Here is a 22,855-nt window from a genome sequence, read left to right on the forward strand (position 1 = left end):
TTTTGAAAATCCTTTTCCTGATTATAATGCGCACGCTCTATTTTTAACCGTCTTTTTGTTCAGCCAGAGTGCCCCCGAGAGTGATTTTCACATTAAAGAAGCGAGCAGGATATAGCTCTCGCATTTTATTGTATTACAAATGTACTTTTGGAACCTCATTCCATCTAGTCGTATATGCCGGTGATTTAAGTTCAGCTCGCATCGCCCACGGCTTCGAATATCCTTCAGCTGCAAGACGAATTGTGCTTCGTCCAAATTTTTGGTTAATTTGGTCAAACACACTCATCAATTGTTCTGTATCATGTAATTGCTCATCTGTTGGCTGATGAAACATATCCAGCTGTCGTGGGTTTTTAGGAATTAAGTCCTCAAGACATACACCTGCTTTTTTATAGTAATATCCTGGTTTAAAAATACGTTGCAGACATCGCTTGGCGATTTTGGTAATTAACCGCAAATCATCCGTTGGATTAACAAATCGAAATTCTACGGATTGAAAGTGTTGTGCCAAATCTTCACGAAACCGATTGGTATGTACAAAAACAAACATGCGTTGTGCTACTAATTGCTGGTTGCGCATTTTCTCAACGGCTCTGGCGCAATGACTACTTACAGATTCGGCAATTGACGAGAATTGTGTTTGCATCTGCCCAAAACTTTTCGACGACATGATACTTTGCTTAGGCTCTATTTCCTCTAAACCATTACAGGTGATTCCTTGCAACTCCATTGCAGTACGCATTAGCACAACATTAAAACTCCTCTTTAAAAGATGAGCATTGGTTGTTGCCAAATCATACGCCGTATGAATTCCTCGGGCGATTAGTTTATTCTCCCATTGCCGCCCTACTCCCCACACATCCCCTACTGAAATCTTCTTTAATAATTGCTCACGATTCGATGTGATATTAAATACCGGAATCTTAAAGACCTTTTTACATAAATGATTGGCTACTTTTGCCAATGTTTTAGTAAGTCCAATGCCTATGGAAGTAGGTATTCCTGTATGTTTTAAAATTTTCTTCTGTAGTCCCTGGCAAAAAGAATCATGGCATTCAACCGGTAAACTCCTTAAATCAAGAAACGCTTCATCAATCGAGTAAATTTCCAAGTGTGGCCAGTTTTCCTCAATGGTGCACATCACCCGATGACTGATGTTGCCATAAAGAGTGTAATTTGAAGAAAAGGCTTTCACTCCGTGTCGTTTACACAAATCTTTAATTTTAAAATAAGGCTCACCCATTGCTATGCCTAACGCTTTCGCCTCATTCGAACGCGCAATGCAACATCCATCATTATTAGATAACACCACAATGGGAACATCCCTTAAGTCAGGGCGAAATAAACGCTCGCAACTGGCGTAAAAATTATTGCAGTCGACTAGAGCAAACATGTTAAGCAAGCTCATGAAGTACTAAAGTAACCACACCCCAAATCACCATCTCACAATCTTGCGTAATATCAATGGGTTTAAATTTGGGATTAGCTGGAAGTAATTGTATTTTTCCTCCTTTTTTTGAAAGACGCTTCACCGTGAGTTCGCCATTAACTGCCGCGATTACAATACGCCCATCAGAAGGCTCCATGCTTCTATCGACTAACAACCAGTCACCTGAAAAAATACCCGCATCCACCAAAGAATCTCCCGTAGCTTGTAACACAAACGTAGAGGAAGGATGTTTAATGAATTTAGTATTTAAATCGAGATATCCTTCAATGTAATCATCCGCAGGAGATGGAAATCCTGCTTGAATTTTACTTGCGAATACTGGCAATTGGGAATCCAGTCGACTCTTTAATTGCTCTAATTCAAGAAGCTGAGCTACCGGAAGACGAACTGCTTTGGTAGGCTCACCCCTAGGACGCCCTGCCCCTGCTCTTTTTCCGCCTCGTAATGACATGATGATTCTTTTTTGATTTACGTACAAATATCATAGACAAGGAAAAATAAGCTGTAAATCCCGCCTCAGAGTCACATGAACCGAAATCAACATTAAGTCCTCGAGAATATTAAGAAAAATTTTTTTATGCTTTTTATTTAGATAATGGCTCCATCGCCAATGGATGGTCAAAGTCAGCCTTATTCACTAAAGTAGAAACCCTATACCCTTCCAAATCCTCATAAGGATAAGGTTTCATTAACGAAATCAATTGTGCTTTATCACATTGAGAGTTATTCAACCAAATGGCTTGAGCCTCTTCATCTAAAATAACGGGCATCCGATGATGTACTGGCTCCATGAGTGGATTGGCATCGGTAGTAATCAGACAACAGGAATGTATCACTTCCCCTTCATACTGCCAGGTATCCCAAAGTGCAGCCACAGCAAGCAAATCACGGTTCTTTTTTTGAAAAAAATACGGTTGTTTGACACCATCCTTTTGGTGCCATTCGTAAAAACCACTCATGGGCATTAAACAGCGCTTGGATTTCATCGCCTGGCGAAATGCCGGTTTTTCAAAAATAGTTTCAGCACGTGCATTAATGAGACTTCCTATTTTCTTTCTATCCGTTACCCAAGAAGGAATAAGCCCCCAACGCAATAATACACTTTGAATTTCATGAATTTCGGTTTCTACAAGACATACCAACTCAGCCCCCGGCGCAATATTAAATCGTGGGGTAATTTCAATCGAATTGGATAGATGAAATTGGTATTTTAACTTGTCGTAAGACGCCACATAAGCAAATCGACCACACATCATGTTCTCAACTGTTTTTTTAAAGTGTAGTACCGTTTCATTTTACTTGTATATTGATATGAAAAACACCTTGGTAAATGATGAATCATCGGATTAACTTCTAAATCCCACAAGAAATTTGACAGTCTATAAACAGACTTATCCACAGAAAATGTGAATAACTTAAATGAGATTGCAGAGATTTAAAAACGATAAAAATCAGACACATTAAGAGTTCTTATTTGTCGATGATTAATCATTGATTATTGGTAAAAATAGATATCCACAGATAAGGGATAGAAAAAAGAATTTAGACATAGCTATGTTATACAAATAAAAAATAAAAGAATAGTCTTGACTCGAACTATTTTCACTTTTTATTTTTACCCGAACCTTGATTAAACTTTGTGCTTAAAAAATAATTCTTCTCAGAAATAGTAGAAAGATTAAAAGCCAATTGTATTCAGAAGTTCAAGCATTAGATTTTTTTCATTTACAGATTGCTAAAAATTTCTTTGAAATAATCTATAGAAGCATTAGTACCTGCGCTTATCTGTAATAGATAAGCATTTTCATTATCCCACCAAAGTGCATCATGTGGTCCATAAGAATTATTTACACTGGCAATGTATATATTGCTCGAAATCATACCACTTTGGGGGCTTAAGACAGTTAAATTAAAACTACTATACCCACTAAATGAATCCATATTAGGCAATCTAGAAAGGGCTGGTTTCTTTATTGGAAAAGAATCTTTATTGAAAACACGAAACCATGCAATTTGGTTTTTCTTCCCATTCTTCGGAAACATAACCAGTTGAATTTCTTCTATTTGATTTTTATCACCATAAATAATTTCGCTATCTGGAATAAAGTCTAAATTAAGGAAATTTAAATATTCTATATAGCGGTCTGATTTGCCACCTTTAAGAATATTATGCATTGGCCATCTTAAATTCCATATGCTAGAGGGTGGTTTATATTCATTTCTATTAATACAAGCATTTTCCATGCAGTTGCTATAACGTGACCAATAAGATAGTTCAAAAAAATTCTTTTTTAAAACTTCATTTGATGATGGAAGAGGAGAAAATAATTTACAAAGCTCTAAAAACTCTTCATCCTTCAAATTACCTTCAAGTAGACGGAGTTCAATATTAGTACCATGGGACAAAAAACTTAACGTTTTCGATTTTGAATAATCATAACCAAGCCAACAAATATTTTCCTGATTCACTACATGGGGCTTCATTTCCCAAACCCAATGATCGTATAAAGCAGCATGATCTAATGTTGATAAAGGCCCAAAATCATACAAAAATTGCTTACATCTTAAGAGAGCATTTTTATACTTAATAAAGTAGCAATAGGAAGAGAAATGAGCAGAGCACCAAGCAGACCATTTTTTAAATTGATAATGGCTGGGTTGTTCATTATAAGGAACATCTTCCTCCCTAAGTATAAAGTTATGTAAAGTAACTTCTTCAGTATTAGGTAGTAAAATAACGAAATTTACTTTTTCTTGAGCCAGTGTAGGTGAGACTTCGTGCACTAAGTTCATTTTTAAATTCCAAGCATATTAAGATTGGGGAATGTCTATAATTTAGCGGGATTAAAACAAATAATTATAAGATCGAATGTTCTTTTTCAGCCTCTTTCGCTTCATGTATTTTGTCATTACTCATAAAAAATCCAGTGATCGATGCCCTCACATGATTACCCGCTGCATTTTCTACTTTCTTTATACAGTGCAAAATATTGTTTTTAAAAATAACCAACCTATTAGGTTTCGGTACAATATAATAGCCTATTCCATCGCTAGCATACTTATTTAACTCAGAGCCATTAAGATGGAATCCTACTTTTTTCTTCTTATTATCGATTAATGTCACTTCAGGGTAATCAAAATCCAGTTGGGGTGTAGGATTAATTAATAATTCGGCTCCCCAATTTATGTCCCAAATAGGATGACAGTAATATACATAGGCACCTGATATTTTATATTTACCATCAGTATGCCAAGAAAGTCCTGAGCCTCTTGGGTAAAGGTAAGGTCTAGAATAGAAAAAGTCCCAATCTTTATCTTTGAAACCTATTAAATGAGAAAACTCGGCGGATCCAGCAATGAGTTCCTTGATAAACAAATCAATTGTTGTGTTTGTAGGGTAAACTTGCTCTGTAGTACAAGGTTCGGGCCTAGGATGAGAAATAGTAACATTGCCCCATAAGGGGGATCCATCCTCAAGACTAAAAGCATTTACCCATTTGGAAGAATGAACAAACTTGAATTTTTCAGTTTGAATAAAATTCCAAATTTGTTCAAAAGCTGATTGTCCTAAGAAGTCATCAATGACTGCTAAAACATCATTGTTTAAAACTAATTTCATAAAGATTCAAATAAAGAAGAATATGCGTATCTCCTTTATTTACCAAGGCATATATTCATCTTTATCTTCATCAGCCTCAATTTTATTAAAATGAAATTCTTTCATAACATCTCCTTATATCGAAATAACCATTTGTGGCGGGGTGCGATTATAGATTCATTATTTCATTGAAGCAATTGAATTTAGATAAATTCATTATAAAGCGAGAACAAACAATTACATTATAAAAATGGTACCAAAATTGGTACCAAAAATCTCTGGGTGAAGTTCAAATACAGCGTAACCTATTGAATTTACTATGCCGCTGCGCAGAATCGAACTGCGGACCTTCTGATTACGAATCAACTGCTCTACCGACTGAGCTACAGCGGCGTATAGGAAAGTATACTTAAGTTAAATGATGATGCAACTGCTTGTGATTATTAATCAGTTAGAGGTAAATAGATAACTAATTTTTTACAAAAAACTGATGATTACAATCTTTTTATTAATTTAATCTCTTAATTAACCTCAACTCAAGTTTTTCTTGTAATAATTTTCACTAAATTAGCAAAAATAAGTTCAATTAGATAAAAAATAATTTATAATATCCACCCAGCTAATTTTTTATGCCAGTTTTTATAAAAAATTAGTATAAATAGGAAAAATTTAGTTTTAAATTATTAAAGATGAATATAACATAGCGTCACCCAAAAGTATGACAACCTGTGAGAAACAAACAGCCCGTGAAAAAGAGCAAGATGGAAATAGATAAACTTGTAAAAGACAGTGGCTATAGCCGAAGATTGAAAGATCGCCATGTGCAACTCATTGCCTTGGGAGGAATTATCGGATCAGGTTATTTTTTAGGCACAGGCGAGGTAATCAACCTGGTAGGCCCTGCTGTGTTTCTAGCTTATATACTAGGCGGATTGATCATCTTTCTAACCATGCTTTGCATGGGAGAACTTGCTGTAGCTATCCCCATTTCGGGCTCCTTTGTAACTTATACCGCTGACTTTATATCTCCATCTGTTGCCTGTGGCGTAGGATGGTCTTATTGGATCAGTTGGGTAGCGTATATCCCCGCTGAATGCGTTGCGGGCGGGATAATTATGGAAATGTTTACTGGAATAAATGGTTATATATGGGCTGTCTGTTTTGGTTTACTTATTACCTACATTAACCTGGCTGAAGTGGATACATTTGGTGAAATCGAATTTTGGTTGGCTTTGATTAAGATTTTAGCTTTATTAGGTTTTGTTATTTTAGCTATTTTAATTTTCTTTGGTTTAATTCATAGCCCACAATCCAGTGGAATTATTGGCTCCAGATACATTTTAGGTGATGGAGGACTTCTTCCTAATGGAGCGATGTCCTTGTTAACAGCAATGGTTCTTTTGCTGGTGAACTATCAGGGGTCTGAAATCATTGGTCTTGCTGCTGGAGAATCAGAAAACCCGGCGCGTATGATTCCCCACGCAATTCGAAATGTAACTTTAAGAATTCTTTTCCTCTATATCATTCCCGTATTTTGTCTGGTGTTAATTTTCCCCTGGAAAAAAGCCGGTTTATCCAATTCTGTATTTGCCGAAGCCTTGAATTATTACAATCTTAAATGGGCAGGTGCGGTAACAAGCTTTGTGACCCTAAGTGCCACTTTATCTTGTGCTAACTCAGGGTTTTATGGAACAGTCCGTGCATTAAATGCATTAGCACGTGATGGTATGGCACCACACACTTTTTCCAAATTCAATCACAATTCGGTACCTCAAAATGCAATCATTGCAACCTTGATTACCATCTGGATTCTTTTAGGGGTAGGCTACTTTTTCGGACAAACCCAGCTTTATATCGCTCTGCTTCTAGTATCTGGATTTACTGGAACTCTGGCATGGATATCCTTATGTACATCACAAATTCGTTTTAGAAATAGATTATATCAAGCTGGATATACAATTGCGAATCTTCGCTATGTTACGCCCTATTCCCCTTACACAGGAATTCTTGCCATCATACTCATGTGTTTTGCTTTGTTTTTTCTGGTACTAAATAAAGATCCTACCTATAAGCTTGCTTTCTATATAGGTATGGTTAGCTTTATTGTTCCTATAATTATCTATAAGTTTTTTGATTTATCGAAGAAAAGGAAAAAAGCATTACGCCTGAAATCTCGAGTTAAGTTTCAGGATCTTTTCCCCCCGGTTTAATATGCGTAGTTTATGTAGCCTGGATATGCTGCAGCAAAACCTAGGTCTTATTTGATTGACTTAAAAAACTGGTTTTGCTGCACTTCAATCAGCACTAATTTATTAATGCAACTTTTGTCCATCAGGGACTTTAGGATCGGTAGTTATTAGGCATATGGCTCCATTCTCATCAGAAAATCCAACCAATAAAAATTGAGAAATAAAACCTGCGATATTTTTTTCACCCAAATTGACACATCCTACTACGGAACGTCCTATTAAGCTTTCTGGTGTATAATGCACGGTAACTTGAGCACAAGTTTGTAATATACCTATATCCTTACCGAAATCTACCCAAACTTTATATGCAGGTTTCTTTGTGCGAGGGAACTCTTCGACCTTAACAACTGTACCTGAACGTAGTTCAACTTTAGCGAAATCATCGTAAGAAACAATCATTTTAAAACCTCTTTTTCAATATACACAGCAACAGTAATTAGGCTACTGGTATCACACTGTTGGTATTTAATTCAGGAACCAAACTCTTCAATAGAATAAATAACTCATCAGCCTGATTTTCTTCACATGCTGTATTTAATAAACGCATTGTTTGGGTTAATTCTTCCCAGTTAAGTTCACGGACTTTTGCCTTGAATAATTTTTCATGCTCTGTTGAAGCCAATTGCTCTGACTCATGGAACAACTCTTCAAATAATTTCTCTCCTGGGCGTAATCCAATGTATTCAATCATAATGTCTTTCCCGGGCTCTTTCCCAGCCAGGCGAATCATTTGCTCAGCCAAATAGCTGATTTTAACAGGTTCCCCCATATCCAGAACAAAAATTTCTCCGCCTTTTCCATTAACCATAGCTTGCAAAATCAACTGGCATGCTTCAGGTATAGTCATAAAATACCGTTGCATTTCAGGATGAGTTACTTTGATCGGGCCTCCACTTTGTAATTGTTTTTGAAATAATGGAACAACACTTCCTGCTGAGCCTAAAACATTTCCAAAACGAACCGTAATGAATTGTGTCTTAGCTCTTCTATCCAGATTCTGACAATAAATCTCAGCAACCCGCTTGGTAGTCCCCATTATATTGGTCGGATTTACTGCTTTATCAGTAGAAATTAAAATAAATTTTTCAACATTAACTGAGACACTGGCCCTTGCAACAATCTGAGTTCCAAGTACGTTGTTCAACACAGCAATACGTATTTGATCTTGCAAAAGAGGAACATGCTTATACGCTGCAGCATGAAATACGATTTCAGGTAATAAATCCGCAAATAGATGATTAATTGCTACTTCATCAGTAACACTGATCAACTTAAGCTCTAAAGGAGTGTCTGGAAAATTTTGCCTCAGCTCGAGTTCTATTTGATACAAACTAAATTCACTGTTTTCAACTATAGCTAAACTCTTGGGTTTAAGAGCTAAAATTTGACGGCATAACTCAGATCCAATTGATCCTCCCCCACCAGTAACCAATACTCTTTTTCCTGCAAGACCTGCCGATAGCCGGTCCCATTGTAAATTAACCTGATCTCTACCTAATAAATCTTCTATATTGACAGGTCTTAATGCATTTACCTCTACTCTTCCAGAAGCTAAAGCATTAAGACTGGGAAGTGTACTGAATGGAGTTTGGCTTTCTTCACAACAGGTTACGATTCGTCGCATCACTGAAGAACTTGCTGAAGGAATCGCGATAAAAATCAGATCAATCTTATACTTATGAACACACTCGGTAATTTTACTGGTAGTTCCAAAAACTGGTATCCCATGAACCTCTAAACCACGTTTTGTTAAATTATCATCAATAAAACCTACAGGTTTATATCGATTGGAGCGTTTTAAATCACGAGCGAGTCCCTCGCCGGCCATACCTGCACCAATAATAAGCACACGTTTAATTTCAGTTGCTTTATGACTTCTGGCTCGCTTATCCCAATAAATTCTTCTCAACATTCTGCAGCTGCAAAGAATAGTAGTTAAGATCATGCAATATAATGGAAATACAGAACGAGGAAGCCCATGCAGTATTGAAGTTACATATAAAACGGAAATTCCCAACACTGTAGAAGTCAGCGTGGCTTTTAAAATTCGAACTACATCGTTTAATGAAAAAAAGCGCCACAAGCCACAGTATGTCTTGAAATAAAAATAACAGAACACTTGAATCACTGTTAGCAAAGTCAAGGCAACTATAGAATCAGACGAAGTCAATATTTTAGGAAAGGGCTGCATATTATAACGCAACCAATACGCTGCATACCATGCAGCGGGGATAGCAAAAATATCACACAGAAAAACCGGTGTTTTTTTATGTAATTTTTGCAACAGCGCTGACATTTTGTGTCTCATACAAAGCTCATCCTTTACTTATTTTTATTATCTTACTTAGTGAGATAGTACACTATGTTGAAGTGTATCTCATCAAAAAATGACTCTAACCATGGTAAACCCTAATCTAAATTTATCTCTTTTGGTGAAGACATAGGGGAGCTTTCATATATTTCATAGCGATAAATCGAGTCGCGACTAATACTTACATAAGTTTTACTTAATTTGTAATTAGGATATTTGCTCAACTCAGCTTTTAAACAAACATCACTCGGTGTATATATTACTTCGTCTTGTTCAATAAGCGAAGTTAAAATGATAATTGTTGGTTTTTTATGCAAAACACTCTTACAAAATTGCTCATACTTGCGTTGCACAGGATAATGAGCCATTTCTAAATTATTTAAGCAGTACGAGTCAATATAGCTTAAGTTGCTGGCATAAGGAATTAACCCGCTATCTGCTAAAACCACCCAATCTCCAGCCGAAGCATGACTGTTTAACCAATCTACTACCTTACTGCGTAATTGTTCGCCTTTAACTGGATTTTGACTAAAATAATGATAATCTGCCAAACTCATCACTGGAATAAAAAGAAACAAAATTATAAAAAAACTTGAATAAAACAACAATGTAAAAATAAAATCTATTTTTTTCCTAAAAAAGCGCACTATCACGTAAATACTTTGTACAAGCAAAGGAAGGAATAGAGCGAAAACAGGTAAAAAGAGTCGATTTTCAAAAGCCACAACAGGATCTGAATCGATTAACATTATCAGATAGATAAGGCTAGGTAACCATAAAAAATAATGTCGTTTGTCTTTGGACTTAACACAGGCAGGTACAGCTAAAGATGCCAAAGGCAAAATTAATTTGAGATAATGGGCATCCAAAGAAAAAGTATGCTCCTCAGATAGTCCTTTACAATAAACAGAATTAGGGAATAAATATCCAAAATATATAAGACGCCAAAAAAAATAAGGCCCATACAACGACACTAATGTGCAACAAAAAAGGACAACTCCATGCCAGTAGCGTTGTGTATCTTTTATAGGCCTATCCCAACAAATCAGGATAAAAAAGAGAATCATTAATGCAGGAGCTTCTGGTCTTGTCATTCCAGCCAGTGCAAGAAAAATCCCAGCACCTACAAAATAAGCACTCACTGCAACTCTACGTGAATCAGGAAAAAGATTGTACCCCATTCCTCTAAGGCTACAATACACAGCGCCACATACAAGTGACTCGTATACAGCAGTTTCCAAGCCACTGGTTGCCCATATAATCTGTCCCTTATAGAATAATAATGCGACGCACGGAAGAAGTGATTCACGTCTGGAAAACCAAAATCTGCTAATTAAATAAATGAAGTAACAAGTAAAAAACAGTCCTACTAATCCAGCCATTTTTAAGGCAGTGACAGGGTCACCTTTTAATAGAATTGTTAAAGCGCCCAGTGCAACAAAGCTAAAATTGGAATATCCCTCCACTGGAGGTGCATGCACATTCCAGACTATACCCTCTCCATCAGCCCAATGTTTCGCATAACGCAAGGAGATGTACATATCATCGATGGTAAATGGCCAAATCGCTTGTATCTGAAGAACAAATAAATAAATAAATAATAAAATGAGAATGCTGTCATACCAACGCACACCAGCTTTCATTGAGCTAAAGCCATAAAGGTCAAAATCACAAAGCACCAAAGATTAATTCGTGACAATTGATCGCTCAAAAAAACAATAACTGGGTCATCGTTCTCAATGTTTTGCCTTGCCAGCCAGGCAAAACGCCACAATGCAATTGCTGCAAAAGGTACTGTTAGCATAAAATAAAAAGACTCATCTCGAGCATAAACGATGTAAAAAACATATGTAATGAAACTGGCAAGGCCTATGGCTACAATCAGCCAATGAAGTACGAAAGAATTATATTTTTTCAATACCTTACGTGTCGCATGCTTTAAGCCTAATTGCATCTCCATTTGTCTTTTGTTTAAAGCGATAAAAAGGCTAAGTAACGTCACAGCAATAATTAACCAAGTAGAAATGGGTAAACCAATACCCAAAGTACCCGCTAACACACGCAACATAAATCCTGCGGCAATACAAAGTACATCTATGATAGGGATAAGTTTGAAAAGATGGTTATACGCAATATTAATTACTAAATAAACGCAGAGAATTATAGCCAGTTTTTTAGAAATCAACCAACCCAAAGTAAGCCCCGTAAGCAGCAACAAAAACAACATAAAAATCGCTTCAGATAGAGAAACTTTTCCACTTGCTAACGGCCTATGTCGTTTATGAGGATGCAAACTGTCCTCAGCTCTGTCTTCAATATCATTATAGATATAAACAGAGCTTGAAATAAGACAAAAAGCCAAAGAAGCTAGTAAAGCAGGTATAAAATATCCAGGAATAGGTGAGTAACAAAATCCTAGCATCACAAAGACTGCTTTCGCCCAGTGGGGTACACGAAGAAGTAGAAATAAATGTTTCAGCCTTTCGATAAAACTTACTTTTTTCATCTCATTTATCAATTCAATCACCTTCTCTGTTCCCGTAAAAATACAGTCTGGTAGATGTAAGCATGACTCCGAAAATATCGTTCATCTGCTAGTGGCCTGGCTTATGGCTCCGCATCACCCAAGCTACCTTACTTGCACCCCAAAACCTATAATAATAATTATTATTAAGTTAAAAGTATCATAATCCAGAAAAAATGCATCATTTCAATATGTTAATTACTAAATAAAATTAAAGCCTTCAATATATTGAAGCAATTTAGTAAAAAATAATCAAATAACATTGCATTTATACAATTACGAAGTAAGATAAAATATGCAAAAAGGAATTACACATGTATCACACATAAAAAATGCCATTGGAAGGGGGATATCATGCACTTTATTCTTGCGCCAGGATGTATCGCAAAATTTGACAATTTACGTAAAACTTATGAAGCGGAAAAAAAAGTTGATTTGAACGAAAAACCGTCAATAATAGGTACGCCAATTTTTTTTGGAGGAACTGATGTAGTCAGTAGGAACAAGCAAATTTCATTCTTAGAAAAAGTGAAAGTACTACTTAAAATACATTTGCTTAATGAAGAGGACATCAAAACCCCAGCTGAACGTCAAGTATACAACATTGCAACACGATTTATGCTCGCTGCTTGCCTGTATGTACAATCTCAAATTGGAAGTTCAAAGCGAAACTCTGTCTTATATCGGATTATCGACGACAACTTAGGAATAACTGCTGAAAATTATCTCGATGATGAAGATAAAGAAACGTGTTTTTTGACTGCAGAGCGACTCATAAAAACCCCAAATGCTCTTGAACACACTAATGCCGCGTTAGAAAAAAATGGATTCAGACCATTTTCTGAAAAAGAATGGAAAGAGTTCACAGCGTTTTTAAAAGAAATGACTCGTACAAAAGAGGCTAAAGATCAATTCACAAATTTTCCTGTAATTTCAATCACCCAACCCTTCTTCGGCACGACATTGGCTTATGCAGGAGCTACTGTGGGCGTCGTATTAGCGGAAGGAATAAGTAACTCTACCTCCGCAGTATCTCCCAGAGTTCAATTAACAGCGTTGGTTGGAAGTACTTTATTAGTTTTTAGCCCGGCCGGACCAACAGGGGTTGCTCTTTTGGCGCCAGTAATTGCCACGAAACTGTTCACTTCTTTTTGCACAATAAGTTTGGCCCATATTATGAGTACAGCAGGAGGATATCTGGGACAAGGCATCGGGATAGGAGTAGGACTTCCTTTTGATGCAGCATATAATTTACTCTGGTCTATTTGTTCTCTAATAAATCGTTACTACAGTAAATCATCTCAACTTGCTCCAATTGATGGGATACGTATTGTTGATGGGGCTATAATAGTTGCAGGTATTCCTATTCAATTAGTTCCTGAGAATGCGTTACCTCCAGGCTGTACCAAAAAAATTCTTGAAATAACTGATGGAGGTGAAATTCGCATTGAAGGAGAAGAAATAAAAGATTCTGAAAAACCAGTGCATATTCCCTCTGAAATAATTGAGGAATTAAAAAAAGAATTAGAAGCTCGTGCTAAAACACAGGAATCAACTGAAGTGCAACAAGAGCCAGAGAAAAAAAAGGAAACTCAAAAATATGATGATGAAGTGGACTCAGAATCAACATTCTCACTGGTATAAATGGGCCCAGCCCTACCCAGGGTTACATTTTCTGAATCAAAATTGAATGGTTCCATTTATATTGGAAATCGCCACTATAAAAAAAGCCTGGATGGCGCAGCCCAGGCTACAGATTAAGGACGACTATCAACTTCTTTGCGCTGGTTAGGCATAAAGTCCTTTTTATCCAGTCCCATAGCTACAGCTAAAGCTCCAGCAACATAAATAGAAGAATAAGTGCCGATTAAAATACCAATGATCAATGCCAGAGAAAATCCACGTATGGCTTCGCCGCCGTAGATAAAAAGCGCAAGTACTACAAAAAGTGTGAGTACAGAGGTCATGATAGTACGTGATAAAGTTTGGTTAATTGAAATATTCATAATTTCAATAGAACTTGCGCGACGAACCTTAATAAAATTCTCGCGTACCCTATCAAAAACCACGATGGTATCATTTAGAGAATAACCAATTACTGCCAACAAACCTGCCAGTGCCTTCAAATCGAATTCCATACCGAAAAAAGCAAAAATACCCAATATCAACACGGGGTCATGCACCAGCGCAACAGCAGAACTGACTGCAAGCCGGTACTCAAAACGCATAGCAATATAAATCATCGTCGCTAACAAAGAAACAACAACAGCCAAGGCTCCCTTGGTTGCTAATTCTTGTCCTACTTGCGGCCCAACAAAATCTACTCTTTGCTTTACGGCACCTGGCAGAGCGCTCATGACTTGATCAACCAAACGAGCCTGTTCTTTATTTTCTCTAGGAGCGATACTAATTAATACATCTTTGGAAGTACCATAACTCACAACCTGAGCTTCTTTAAATCCTGCCTTACTCAGACTTTCCCTTATTAAGGGTAAATCTGCAGCAGAAGAATAAGAAACTTCAATTTGAGTTCCGCCAGTAAAATCAAGTCCCCACTTCAAGCCATAAATCACTAAAGCGCCTATAGAAAGCACAAAAATTAATATGGAGAGCATCGCCGTCCAACGGCGAGCCCCCATAAAGTCCACATTTGAATTTGGATTAAAAAATTCCATCTGAGCCTCGCCTTAAATACCAATAGACAGTTTCTTAACAACCCTGCCACCATAATACCAATTTACAATCCCCCGAGTGTAAGTAATACCTGTGAGCATAGAGGTTAATAACCCTAAAGAAAGCGTTACTGCAAATCCACGTACTGGTCCTGTACCCACAGCGAATAAAATAATTGCTACGATTAACGTAGTCACATTTGCATCAAGAATCGTAGCAAATGCACGATCATATCCTGCACTAATTGCCGCTTGAGGTGATAATCCATGCCGCAATTCCTCACGAATGCGCTCATAAATCAGTACGTTTGCATCTACAGCCATACCTACCGTCAACACAATTCCTGCGATACCCGGAAGAGTCAGCGTTGCATCAATCAGAGACAATAAAGCACAGAGCAAAACAAGGTTAAGCAACAGGGCAATATTAGCAATGAGTCCGAAAAAGCGATAATAAATCAACATCAAGATTAGAATTAATCCCATACCAACTTGCAAAGAAACAATACCTCTACGGATATTTTCTTTACCTAAAGTTGGACCTACTGTACGCTCCTCTATTGGATAAATCGCAGCAGGCAAAGCTCCAGCTCGAAGCAACAAAGCCAAATTACTTGCTTCTTTACTGTCGGCAAGACCAGTAATCTGGAAATTATTACCCAAAGCATTTTGGATCACTGGAGCACTAATAACGCGCTCCTCTCTATGAGTAACTCTTTTTTCTTCTCCATTTACAGTTTGGATGGTATTTTTTGTCTCAACATAAACAATGGCCATGCGTTTACCAATATTCTCACGAGTAACTTTGGTAAACAAACTTTCACCGCCCCCGCCAAGTTGTATTTGTACCGCTGGAGTTGCTGATTGCTGATCATAACTGGAAACTGCCGAAGTAATTGAATCACCACTCAGTACCACTTGTCTTTTTAACAGAATAGGACGCCCCTCCATCATGAGTAATTTATCATTGACGGGAATAGCGCCTGTTTGTTTCGCGATTTGCGGATCATTGTCCTGATCTACTAGGTAAAATTGTAAGGTCGCAGTCCCGCCAAGAATTTGCTTGGCACGTGCCGCATCTTGAATTCCAGGTAAATCAACAGCAACACGAGTTGCTCCCTGTTGTTGCACGACTGCTTCGCCAACACCTAACTCATTAACCCTGTTACGTAAAATACTCATTGTTTGCTCAATCGTATTTTGGCGCATCTTGTTTAATTCGATAGGTGAAATCGATACCAGAATTTCATTGCCTGTTTTGTTTCTTACAAAAATGAGATCAGGAATTTTTTCCTTTAAGCCCAAATAAGCATTATCCAGGGACTCGCTGTCACGGAAGCGTAAATTAACACCTTTGTCTGCTATATAACGAATACCTGTATATCGAATGCCAAGCTCACGTAACTCTTGACTGATATTTTTCATTATTCCTTCATAACGACGGCTAATAACACTGTCTATATCAACTTCTAACAGAAAATGCACTCCACCCCGTAAGTCCAGACCTTGTTTCATTGGGGCAGCACGAATTGAATCCAACCAACGTGGTGTAGATGGGGCTAAATTCAGTGCTACAGTGTATTGAGATCCCAAAGCATTTTTGATGGTATCGCGAGCTAACAGCTGTGAGTCAGTCGATGAAAAAACAACCTCAACTCTTTCATTTTGAGTGATGAGCGATTTATAAGGCAGATCATATTTTTTTAAAATATCTTCTACCTGATTTTTTAATTCATCATAATCCACAGGTGTTTCAGATGAAATCTGTACTACAGGATTTTCTGTATATAAGTTAGGTATGGCATAAATAAACCCAACAACCGCAATAATAATCAGCATTAGGTTTTTCCATAGAGGATATTTATTTTGCATTTCCGTGTCCCTATGCTTTCTTAAAGCGATTTTATAGTGCCTTTGGGCAATACAGTACTTACCGCACTTTTTTGTAAATTAATCTCTACACCTTCTGCGACACTGATCTTAATGTATTGATCATCTAAACTCACTACTTTAGCTAACATACCGCCTGAGGTAACAATCTCATCACCTTTCTTTAAACGATTTATTAATTCGCGATGTTCTTTTGCTCTTTTGTTTTGAGGTCTAATCAACATAAAGTAGAACAACACAAAAATAGCGGCGATCATAATGAGCGAAAAAGATCCATCTGCTTGAGGCGCTGCTGTCCCCGCTCCTGCCAGAGCATCGCTAATAAAAAAACTCATATCGTCTCCTTTAATCTACTATTGGTAATCGCGTGACATCATATAGTGAATTGCTCTTAAGGTAAATGAATCCAAGCGTAAATTAAAACAGTTTTTGATAATATTAGCCCCTATTTTGGACTATAATTTTCAAGAGCGGTGCAAAATGAAATCTAAAACAGGTATGACTCATCCTATACATTTACATTGATGTACTTCACCCAGAGATCATCCAGATAATGAATCCATTCCATTAGCCAAATGATAAACCGTGCGAAATCCCGCTTCTCTTAATAACATTACAGCTCGCTGACTTCTTTGACCTGACTGACAATAAATAAGGATAGGCTCTAAAGGATCAAGCTCATCAAGACGCATAGGTAACTCAGCCAAAGGAATTAATTTTCCACCTAAATTTTTATAGTGGTGTTCATCCATTGTGCGTACATCCAATAAGAGCAGCTCAGGGTTTTCTTGCAAAAAATGTGACAAATCTTCCCGCATAATGGTAAAAGACTGCATCTCATCAGAAGGAATACAAAAAGCACTAGCCTCTAGGGCTTCACCAAGAACACAAAATTGACATTCTTCGTTTTTAATCAACTGAATCTTTTTTATTTCCATAGTGAGCAAGTCAACACAAAGCAATCGATTCAGTAATGACGCGCTACTTGTAGTAATCCATTTGATAATTTCTGTAGCCTGCAAAAGTCCCAATAATCCAGGAAGAGTACCTAAAACACCTCCATTTTGACAATTTGCGCCGCTCATGTCAGGAATAATCGGAAACAAACAATGTAAACAAGGATTCTCTTGCCCATAAAATAAAGAGCAATGTCCTTTGAATTGATAAGCACTTGCATAAACATACGGTTTTCCTAAACGATAGCATGTATCATGAACAAGATAACGCGTATAAAAATTGTCGGAACAATCGGCCACAAGATCGTACTGAGCGATAATTTCTTCTGCATTACAAGCAGTTAAACGAAAAGCATGAGCGTGAATGGTATTGCTGGAATTTAAAGCATGTATTTTCATTTTTGCAACATCAGCCTTTGTTTTACCCACATCCGTTTCCTGGTAAAGAACTTGTCGATGCAGATTGCTTTCTTCTATGAGATCACCATCAATAATCCCTACTGTTCCTACTCCTGCGCCAGCAAGATAAGGAAGTAGAGCAGCTCCAATGCCACCTGCACCAATGCATAATACCTTTGCTTTTTGCAGTTTTATTTGTCCTTGAATGCCAATTTCTCCTAATTTGATTTGTTGAGAATAACGTTCTAACTCCGATAAAACAGTCATATTAGAGTTCCTTATACGTGACTTGTGTCAATAAAACTCAAAAGTTGTTTGGTTGTACTTTGTGGATCCTTTGCGTGAGTAATTGCAGAAATAAGCGCTACACCTTGAACCCCTGTAGCAACCACATCAGGCATGCGCTCAATATTAATTCCACCTATTGCAACCAAAGGATAATTTAAAGTCCGTTTCCAGCGTTGTAGGGATGCAATACCTTGCGCTGTAAAAGGCATTTTCTTGCTGATTGTCGGAAAAATGGGACCAATTGCAATGTATGAAGGATTAAGAGCATGAGCTCGTGCAACTTCGTAGTAACAATGAGTACTCACCCCCAGTAAAAGCCCCTGCTTTCTAATTAAATCAATATCTGCAGTATCTAGATCTGATTGTCCTAAGTGCACTGCTTCTGCATTCCATTTTAAAGCCATTTCCCAGTAATCATTAATAAATAAAGTGGCGTGATGTTTTTTCGCCAAAGCAATACTTCGCCGTATCTCCTCTTCAAGATTTTTTGTTTTTTCTTTAATTCGCAATTGAATGGTTTTTATCCCAAGATTCAACAACATTTCCACCCAGGAAAAACAATCAACTACAGGGTAAAGACCTATTCGATGACATGGTTTAAATGGCTTAGGGGCTCCATATAATGGCTCAGATGAAAGATAAGGCAAATCTATTTCATTTTCCGGAAAATTACCATAATACACACCGGTTTGGGCTCGACGTACTGCTTGATGTACATACATTTTTGCTATGATGAGTGCATCTTTAAGCACATAACCAAGAGCCAATGATGCTGTAATTGCTGCGGAGAAAGCCGTGCGGAGTTCTGGATACTCTGCTGTGTTAGAACAATGATTTTGGGTCAGCCAAAATGAAGTAACACCGTTTGTCCAATAATCATGTTCCCACGAAGATTTCTGTAGATGCCGCCCTAAGAGAAAGATACTTTGAGGGCCATAAGCTAATAACTCATGGGCAGCCTCTTGAACGGATTGATGCGTTATAATTTTGCGTTTTAAAATAAACTCGGCTTCAAGCGTATTCAGCACCAAAACATCTGCAAAAGAAAATCCTGAGTCGCTTAAATTCTTTTCATCACTATGCTGGGCTGAAGACAAAGTAAAATCGAAAACCACTGGACCAGAATAATGATGGAGAAGCTGAAAGTCCTCAGAAGAAATTTCCCCATTAATTTTAATAGCAGCAGGTTGGACATCTTCATAAAATTGCTGTGCTTGAAGTTCAAGGCCCAACCCTCTAACAGTTTGCCTATCCGCTTCATTTTCAGTATTGGTCCAGACAGTACTCATAATGCGGACTCCTGATGCCAAAATGGTGTATCAATCAGAGGGGTGCAAGATTGTGCTGTTATTCGCTCAGGCATAAGGCCTGCTTCAAAAGCACCTCGTCCTGCTATGACCGCATGTGAAAAAGCCTCAGCCATAGTTATAGGATGAGTTGATGTAGCAACCGCACTATTCAACAGCACCGCATCAAAACCTAACTCTAAAATACGAGTCGCATGAGATGGCTTGCCAATCCCGGCATCAACAATTAATGTGACATCCGGTAATCTCTGGCGTAAAGTTTCCAAAGCAAAGGGATTGAGCACTCCTTTTCCAGAGCCTATAGGAGCTGCCCACGGCATCAAAATCCGACAACCACAATCAATTAAACGCTGGCATAAAACCAAATCATCCGTACAATATGGAAAAACTTCAAATCCTCGTTTTACCAATTCGGTTGCCGCATGCAACAATTCAAAGGGATCAGGCTGCAGGCTGTAATCATCACCAATTACTTCTAATTTAATCCATTTGGTTTGAAAAAGTTCACGTGCCATTTCAGCTGTAGTTATTGCAGTTTGTGCATCACGACAACCCGCAGTATTGGGAAGTAAATAACAATCCAAAGATTGGATAGTTTGCCAAAATAAATTCGTGCCAAAATCACCAGGTATTTGTCGTTTTAACGATACAGTAATCACGTTGGTTTTAGAGGCTTGAACAGCATGAGTCATCACCTCAAGTGATGGATAACCCGCTGTTCCCAAGAGCAACCGACTTGTTAAAAGTTTATCTGCTAAAGACCACATAGCTATCCTCCCTGCATCGGTACAATCAGATCGATACGATCTCCTTCGCACAAGATGGTACTAGAAAACATCGATTTAGGAACAAATTGATTATTAATTGCGATTGCTACATGCGCCGCAGTTCCTTCTCTTTGTGCAAGCATTTCCTGCAGCGTACAGGACGTATCAAGCGTTAATAGTTTATCATTTACATAAATAATCATAAATAAGCCTCCCAAAGCTCAGGATAACAAATATCGTGTTGATTGCTGTTTAATCCACGTAGAATTTCCTCTACTAATGCCGGAGCAATTAAATATCCATGACGATAAAGACCGTTAACAGCAATAAATTGCTTCGCATATTTTATGCGGGGCTGATGATGTACTAAAGTCGGACGACAATGGGTCACCGTCTTAATTATTCGTGCTTCGGCAAAACCTCGATGCACATAATATGCGGCGGTTAATAATTCAAGCGTTGTACGTACCGAAATCGGACTGGAGTCTTCTGATTCCAACTCACTCGCGCCGATAAGATAATGAGAATCGGGACGCGGTACAATGTAAATAGTATACCTGGGGTGTAAGAACCGAATAGGTCTTTGTAACCGAACTTCAGGTGCATGCAGCCAAACAAGCTCCCCGCGAAGTCCACGCAGATGTGAAAAAGAGGTTTTTGCTCCTAAACCTCGGCAATCAAAAACAAAATCAAATAGATGCGATTCTTTTCTTGCTTCTACTCTCCCCGGATAGACGGAAGAAACAAAGGTATGATCTTGGCAAGTAACACCCTGCTTGCAAAGATGATTCTTAAGTACTGGCAACAGAGTCTGATTATCAATCTGTGCTTCTTTAGGGAAATAATAGGCTCGTTTAAATTGACAAAGTTCTGGCTCAAGCTGACTTAGTACATCTTCAGTGAGCAACTGATAGCACGAATCGCTTAATTTACTAACAATTCTAGCACTAAACTGCTGCCATTCGCCTCTATCTTGTGGATGGTGCACCACAAGACTTCCTTTTTGACGAAAATATATGGATTCTGATAATTGATTTAGAATGGATGTCCATAATGTTTCGACCGACTCCATTCCCAAATTGAAAATCACTTGCTCCGCCTTATCAAGCTCAGACATTGGCGCCAAAAGACCTGCTGCTGCATTGCTGCAATTATTAAAAGAAGTTTCCGCTTCAAATAATGTTACTTGCCATCCTTCGTTTTGTAAGCGCAAAGCTAACAAACACCCCATTATTCCCGCACCCACAACAGCAGCATTTTTCATTTTAGAATCTCTCAACAATAGCCTGGGGTGAAAGCGGCTTTTTTTCATACAAGATGGGCATTGTATTTCCCGCTACGTCCCGCGGCTTGTCCGCGGGACGTAGATCTTTAACTTAATGGCAGTGACACCACAAGGCTACAATTATTTTTTATTCACCCACACAACACGCGATAGGTTCCAAATCAGAATAAGGTATCTTAGGTAGTAACTCATTCGTATAACAAGCATTTACTGCAAAAGTCTCATCAATTACTTCTAAATGTTTCCCAAATCGGCCTACTTTATTCCAATCACGCTCCACATTTAAAAGTGTGCGTGAAAAAAAGGGTAAACTGCGGATGAATATTTTATGATACATGGGAGTACGCAATTGAGGTTTCATACGACATAAAAGTTCATAAGCTTCATCTGGATTTTCGGTGGTAAAAGCAGCTCCACGTTGTGTGGCTTTGAGAAATCCTTTAATTGCCTCAGGATTTTTCAACATGCGTTCCGGCACAATAAATTGAATGGAACAAAAGCAACAGCAGCCTAAACCTGCAAGCTGATCCAGACGCAGAAATACAGTTTCACCAAGTAAATGTTCTAGTTCAACTTTCTGAAAATTAATAAAACCAATGCCCGTATCAATGATATCGCGGCAAATCGCATCCGTAACATTCATACCGATGCGCACTGTTTCATAACTTTTGGGATCAATGCCGGCTAATTTTGCCAAATTATCTATAATTATTTTGCCAAACTCACCAATATAACCTACTCGTTTACCGACAATATCCTGAAATGAGCTAATACCACTGGATTTAAGGGCAATAAGACCTGTTGGAGGCTCATCCAGCAAAGTCCCAATTGAAGTAATAGGATAGCCTTTTGCGCGAGCAGCCAAGGTATGAATCATGGCCTTGACTCCAAAATCAACATGTCCCATACCCACAATTTCGGTTACATCGCTGGGATCACCAGGTTCCAAAATCGCAAGTTTTATGCCTTCTTGTTGATAATACCCTAATAAATGGGCAACAAAAATTGGGGTATGATAAGGGTTTGCATACCAGTTAAGTAATAAAGTTGTTCTTGTTGATAATGCGCTCATGCCATGACTCCTTGTATTAATTAATAAAATAAAGGATGGCAAAAGATATCGAATGAAGGCCTAATTGAAGATATGGATCTGTATTCC

20 protein-coding genes and 1 tRNA gene are annotated in these 22,855 nt (G+C 37.9%); 2 read left to right on the forward strand and 19 right to left on the reverse strand.

What is annotated here, in order from left to right; translation table 11 throughout:
* Nucleotides 1–133 precede the first annotated feature (133 nt).
* From Ltuc_RS09240 to Ltuc_RS09265, 6 genes are all read right to left on the reverse strand, one after another.
* Nucleotides 134–1,408, reverse strand: a complete 1,275-nt coding sequence (locus Ltuc_RS09240; protein ID WP_058520979.1) for a Y-family DNA polymerase — start codon at nucleotides 1,406–1,408, stop codon at nucleotides 134–136.
* Complete coding sequence (locus tag Ltuc_RS09245; RefSeq protein ID WP_058520980.1) at nucleotides 1,395–1,901, reverse strand: LexA family protein; 507 nt, start codon at nucleotides 1,899–1,901, stop codon at nucleotides 1,395–1,397. Before Ltuc_RS09245 ends, Ltuc_RS09240 begins: the two co-directional genes overlap by 14 nt.
* 133 nt (nucleotides 1,902–2,034) lie before the next feature.
* A complete protein-coding gene (locus tag Ltuc_RS09250; RefSeq protein WP_058520981.1) occupies nucleotides 2,035–2,703 on the reverse strand; it encodes an SOS response-associated peptidase in 669 nt (222 codons plus the stop codon).
* 472 nt (nucleotides 2,704–3,175) lie between these two features.
* On the reverse strand, nucleotides 3,176–4,243 hold the full coding sequence (locus Ltuc_RS09255) for a hypothetical protein (RefSeq protein ID WP_058520982.1): 1,068 nt from the start codon (nucleotides 4,241–4,243) through the stop codon (nucleotides 3,176–3,178).
* A gap of 64 nt (nucleotides 4,244–4,307) precedes the next feature.
* Nucleotides 4,308–5,069 (reverse strand): 2OG-Fe(II) oxygenase, encoded by a 762-nt coding sequence (locus Ltuc_RS09260; protein ID WP_058520983.1) that lies wholly within the window; start codon nucleotides 5,067–5,069, stop codon nucleotides 4,308–4,310.
* 299 nt (nucleotides 5,070–5,368) lie between these two features.
* Nucleotides 5,369–5,441, reverse strand: a tRNA-Thr gene (locus tag Ltuc_RS09265).
* Nucleotides 5,442–5,809: 368 nt separating this feature from the next.
* Here Ltuc_RS09265 and Ltuc_RS09270 point away from each other — a divergent pair.
* Nucleotides 5,810–7,258 (forward strand): amino acid permease, encoded by a 1,449-nt coding sequence (locus tag Ltuc_RS09270; protein ID WP_133138356.1) that lies wholly within the window; start codon nucleotides 5,810–5,812, stop codon nucleotides 7,256–7,258.
* Nucleotides 7,259–7,360: 102 nt separating this feature from the next.
* Here the strand turns inward: Ltuc_RS09270 and Ltuc_RS09275 are convergent, their stop codons facing one another.
* The 4 genes from Ltuc_RS09275 to Ltuc_RS09290 form a co-directional block, all read right to left on the reverse strand.
* Nucleotides 7,361–7,696 (reverse strand): tRNA-binding protein, encoded by a 336-nt coding sequence (locus Ltuc_RS09275; RefSeq protein ID WP_058520985.1) that lies wholly within the window; start codon nucleotides 7,694–7,696, stop codon nucleotides 7,361–7,363.
* Nucleotides 7,697–7,733: 37 nt separating this feature from the next.
* Nucleotides 7,734–9,605, reverse strand: a complete 1,872-nt coding sequence (locus Ltuc_RS09280; protein ID WP_058520986.1) for a polysaccharide biosynthesis protein — start codon at nucleotides 9,603–9,605, stop codon at nucleotides 7,734–7,736.
* Between the two features lie 101 nt (nucleotides 9,606–9,706).
* Nucleotides 9,707–11,251, reverse strand: coding sequence for a protein LphB (locus tag Ltuc_RS09285; protein WP_058520987.1), 1,545 nt, complete (start codon nucleotides 11,249–11,251; stop codon nucleotides 9,707–9,709).
* The gene (locus tag Ltuc_RS09290) at nucleotides 11,248–12,135 is read right to left on the reverse strand and encodes a decaprenyl-phosphate phosphoribosyltransferase (RefSeq protein WP_058520988.1); all 888 of its coding nucleotides are present in this window, start codon (nucleotides 12,133–12,135) and stop codon (nucleotides 11,248–11,250) included. The genes Ltuc_RS09285 and Ltuc_RS09290 overlap by 4 nt, the downstream gene beginning before the upstream one ends.
* Nucleotides 12,136–12,486: 351 nt before the next feature.
* On the opposite strand from Ltuc_RS09290, the gene Ltuc_RS09295 reads away from it, so the two are divergent.
* Nucleotides 12,487–13,776, forward strand: coding sequence for a hypothetical protein (locus tag Ltuc_RS09295; protein ID WP_058520989.1), 1,290 nt, complete (start codon nucleotides 12,487–12,489; stop codon nucleotides 13,774–13,776).
* A 113-nt stretch (nucleotides 13,777–13,889) separates the two neighbouring features.
* On the opposite strand, the gene secF is transcribed toward Ltuc_RS09295, so the two are convergent.
* From secF to Ltuc_RS09340, 9 genes are all read right to left on the reverse strand, one after another.
* Nucleotides 13,890–14,807, reverse strand: a complete 918-nt coding sequence (gene secF, locus Ltuc_RS09300) for a protein translocase subunit SecF (protein WP_058520990.1) — start codon at nucleotides 14,805–14,807, stop codon at nucleotides 13,890–13,892.
* Nucleotides 14,808–14,819: 12 nt separating this feature from the next.
* The gene (secD, locus tag Ltuc_RS09305) at nucleotides 14,820–16,676 is read right to left on the reverse strand and encodes a protein translocase subunit SecD (RefSeq protein WP_058520991.1); all 1,857 of its coding nucleotides are present in this window, start codon (nucleotides 16,674–16,676) and stop codon (nucleotides 14,820–14,822) included.
* Between the two features lie 20 nt (nucleotides 16,677–16,696).
* Nucleotides 16,697–17,029 carry a preprotein translocase subunit YajC gene (gene yajC, locus Ltuc_RS09310; protein ID WP_058520992.1) on the reverse strand — a complete coding sequence of 111 codons (333 nt, stop codon included), beginning with the start codon at nucleotides 17,027–17,029 and terminating at the stop codon, nucleotides 16,697–16,699.
* A 207-nt stretch (nucleotides 17,030–17,236) separates the two neighbouring features.
* Nucleotides 17,237–18,316, reverse strand: coding sequence for a HesA/MoeB/ThiF family protein (locus Ltuc_RS09315; RefSeq protein WP_058520993.1), 1,080 nt, complete (start codon nucleotides 18,314–18,316; stop codon nucleotides 17,237–17,239).
* An 11-nt stretch (nucleotides 18,317–18,327) separates the two neighbouring features.
* Nucleotides 18,328–19,626 (reverse strand): thiamine phosphate synthase, encoded by a 1,299-nt coding sequence (gene thiE / locus Ltuc_RS09320; protein ID WP_058520994.1) that lies wholly within the window; start codon nucleotides 19,624–19,626, stop codon nucleotides 18,328–18,330.
* Nucleotides 19,623–20,411, reverse strand: coding sequence for a thiazole synthase (locus Ltuc_RS09325; protein ID WP_058520995.1), 789 nt, complete (start codon nucleotides 20,409–20,411; stop codon nucleotides 19,623–19,625). The genes thiE and Ltuc_RS09325 overlap by 4 nt, the downstream gene beginning before the upstream one ends.
* Before the next feature lie 2 nt (nucleotides 20,412–20,413).
* Complete coding sequence (thiS, locus tag Ltuc_RS09330; protein ID WP_058520996.1) at nucleotides 20,414–20,614, reverse strand: sulfur carrier protein ThiS; 201 nt, start codon at nucleotides 20,612–20,614, stop codon at nucleotides 20,414–20,416.
* Nucleotides 20,611–21,675: an FAD-dependent oxidoreductase gene (locus Ltuc_RS09335; protein ID WP_058520997.1), complete on the reverse strand. Its 1,065-nt coding sequence runs from the start codon at nucleotides 21,673–21,675 to the stop codon at nucleotides 20,611–20,613. The genes thiS and Ltuc_RS09335 overlap by 4 nt, the downstream gene beginning before the upstream one ends.
* Nucleotides 21,676–21,823: 148 nt before the next feature.
* Nucleotides 21,824–22,768, reverse strand: a complete 945-nt coding sequence (locus Ltuc_RS09340; protein WP_058520998.1) for an ABC transporter substrate-binding protein — start codon at nucleotides 22,766–22,768, stop codon at nucleotides 21,824–21,826.
* Between the last annotated feature and the right edge of the window lie 87 nt (nucleotides 22,769–22,855).

The organism is Legionella tucsonensis, assembly GCF_001468035.1.
Taxonomy (GTDB): domain Bacteria; phylum Pseudomonadota; class Gammaproteobacteria; order Legionellales; family Legionellaceae; genus Legionella; species Legionella tucsonensis.

Excerpts from the sequence above, each read along its gene's own strand:
- Ltuc_RS09270 (WP_133138356.1), top strand. The coding sequence starts at position 5,810 with ATGGAAATAGATAAACTTGTAAAAGACAGTGGCTATAGCCGAAGATTG.
- Ltuc_RS09260 (WP_058520983.1), bottom strand. The coding sequence starts at position 5,069 with ATGAAATTAGTTTTAAACAATGATGTTTTAGCAGTCATTGATGACTTC.
- Ltuc_RS09340 (WP_058520998.1), bottom strand. The coding sequence starts at position 22,768 with ATGAGCGCATTATCAACAAGAACAACTTTATTACTTAACTGGTATGCA.
- Ltuc_RS09335 (WP_058520997.1), bottom strand. The coding sequence starts at position 21,675 with ATGAAAAATGCTGCTGTTGTGGGTGCGGGAATAATGGGGTGTTTGTTA.
- Ltuc_RS09325 (WP_058520995.1), bottom strand. The coding sequence starts at position 20,411 with ATGTGGTCTTTAGCAGATAAACTTTTAACAAGTCGGTTGCTCTTGGGA.
- thiE (WP_058520994.1), bottom strand. The coding sequence starts at position 19,626 with ATGAGTACTGTCTGGACCAATACTGAAAATGAAGCGGATAGGCAAACT.
- Ltuc_RS09245 (WP_058520980.1), bottom strand. The coding sequence starts at position 1,901 with ATGTCATTACGAGGCGGAAAAAGAGCAGGGGCAGGGCGTCCTAGGGGT.
- Ltuc_RS09280 (WP_058520986.1), bottom strand. The coding sequence starts at position 9,605 with ATGAGACACAAAATGTCAGCGCTGTTGCAAAAATTACATAAAAAAACA.
- secD (WP_058520991.1), bottom strand. The coding sequence starts at position 16,676 with ATGCAAAATAAATATCCTCTATGGAAAAACCTAATGCTGATTATTATT.
- thiS (WP_058520996.1), bottom strand. The coding sequence starts at position 20,614 with ATGATTATTTATGTAAATGATAAACTATTAACGCTTGATACGTCCTGT.
- Ltuc_RS09240 (WP_058520979.1), bottom strand. The coding sequence starts at position 1,408 with ATGAGCTTGCTTAACATGTTTGCTCTAGTCGACTGCAATAATTTTTAC.
- Ltuc_RS09285 (WP_058520987.1), bottom strand. The coding sequence starts at position 11,251 with ATGAAAGCTGGTGTGCGTTGGTATGACAGCATTCTCATTTTATTATTT.
- yajC (WP_058520992.1), bottom strand. The coding sequence starts at position 17,029 with ATGAGTTTTTTTATTAGCGATGCTCTGGCAGGAGCGGGGACAGCAGCG.
- Ltuc_RS09295 (WP_058520989.1), top strand. The coding sequence starts at position 12,487 with ATGCACTTTATTCTTGCGCCAGGATGTATCGCAAAATTTGACAATTTA.
- secF (WP_058520990.1), bottom strand. The coding sequence starts at position 14,807 with ATGGAATTTTTTAATCCAAATTCAAATGTGGACTTTATGGGGGCTCGC.
- Ltuc_RS09255 (WP_058520982.1), bottom strand. The coding sequence starts at position 4,243 with ATGAACTTAGTGCACGAAGTCTCACCTACACTGGCTCAAGAAAAAGTA.
- Ltuc_RS09315 (WP_058520993.1), bottom strand. The coding sequence starts at position 18,316 with ATGACTGTTTTATCGGAGTTAGAACGTTATTCTCAACAAATCAAATTA.
- Ltuc_RS09250 (WP_058520981.1), bottom strand. The coding sequence starts at position 2,703 with ATGTGTGGTCGATTTGCTTATGTGGCGTCTTACGACAAGTTAAAATAC.
- Ltuc_RS09275 (WP_058520985.1), bottom strand. The coding sequence starts at position 7,696 with ATGATTGTTTCTTACGATGATTTCGCTAAAGTTGAACTACGTTCAGGT.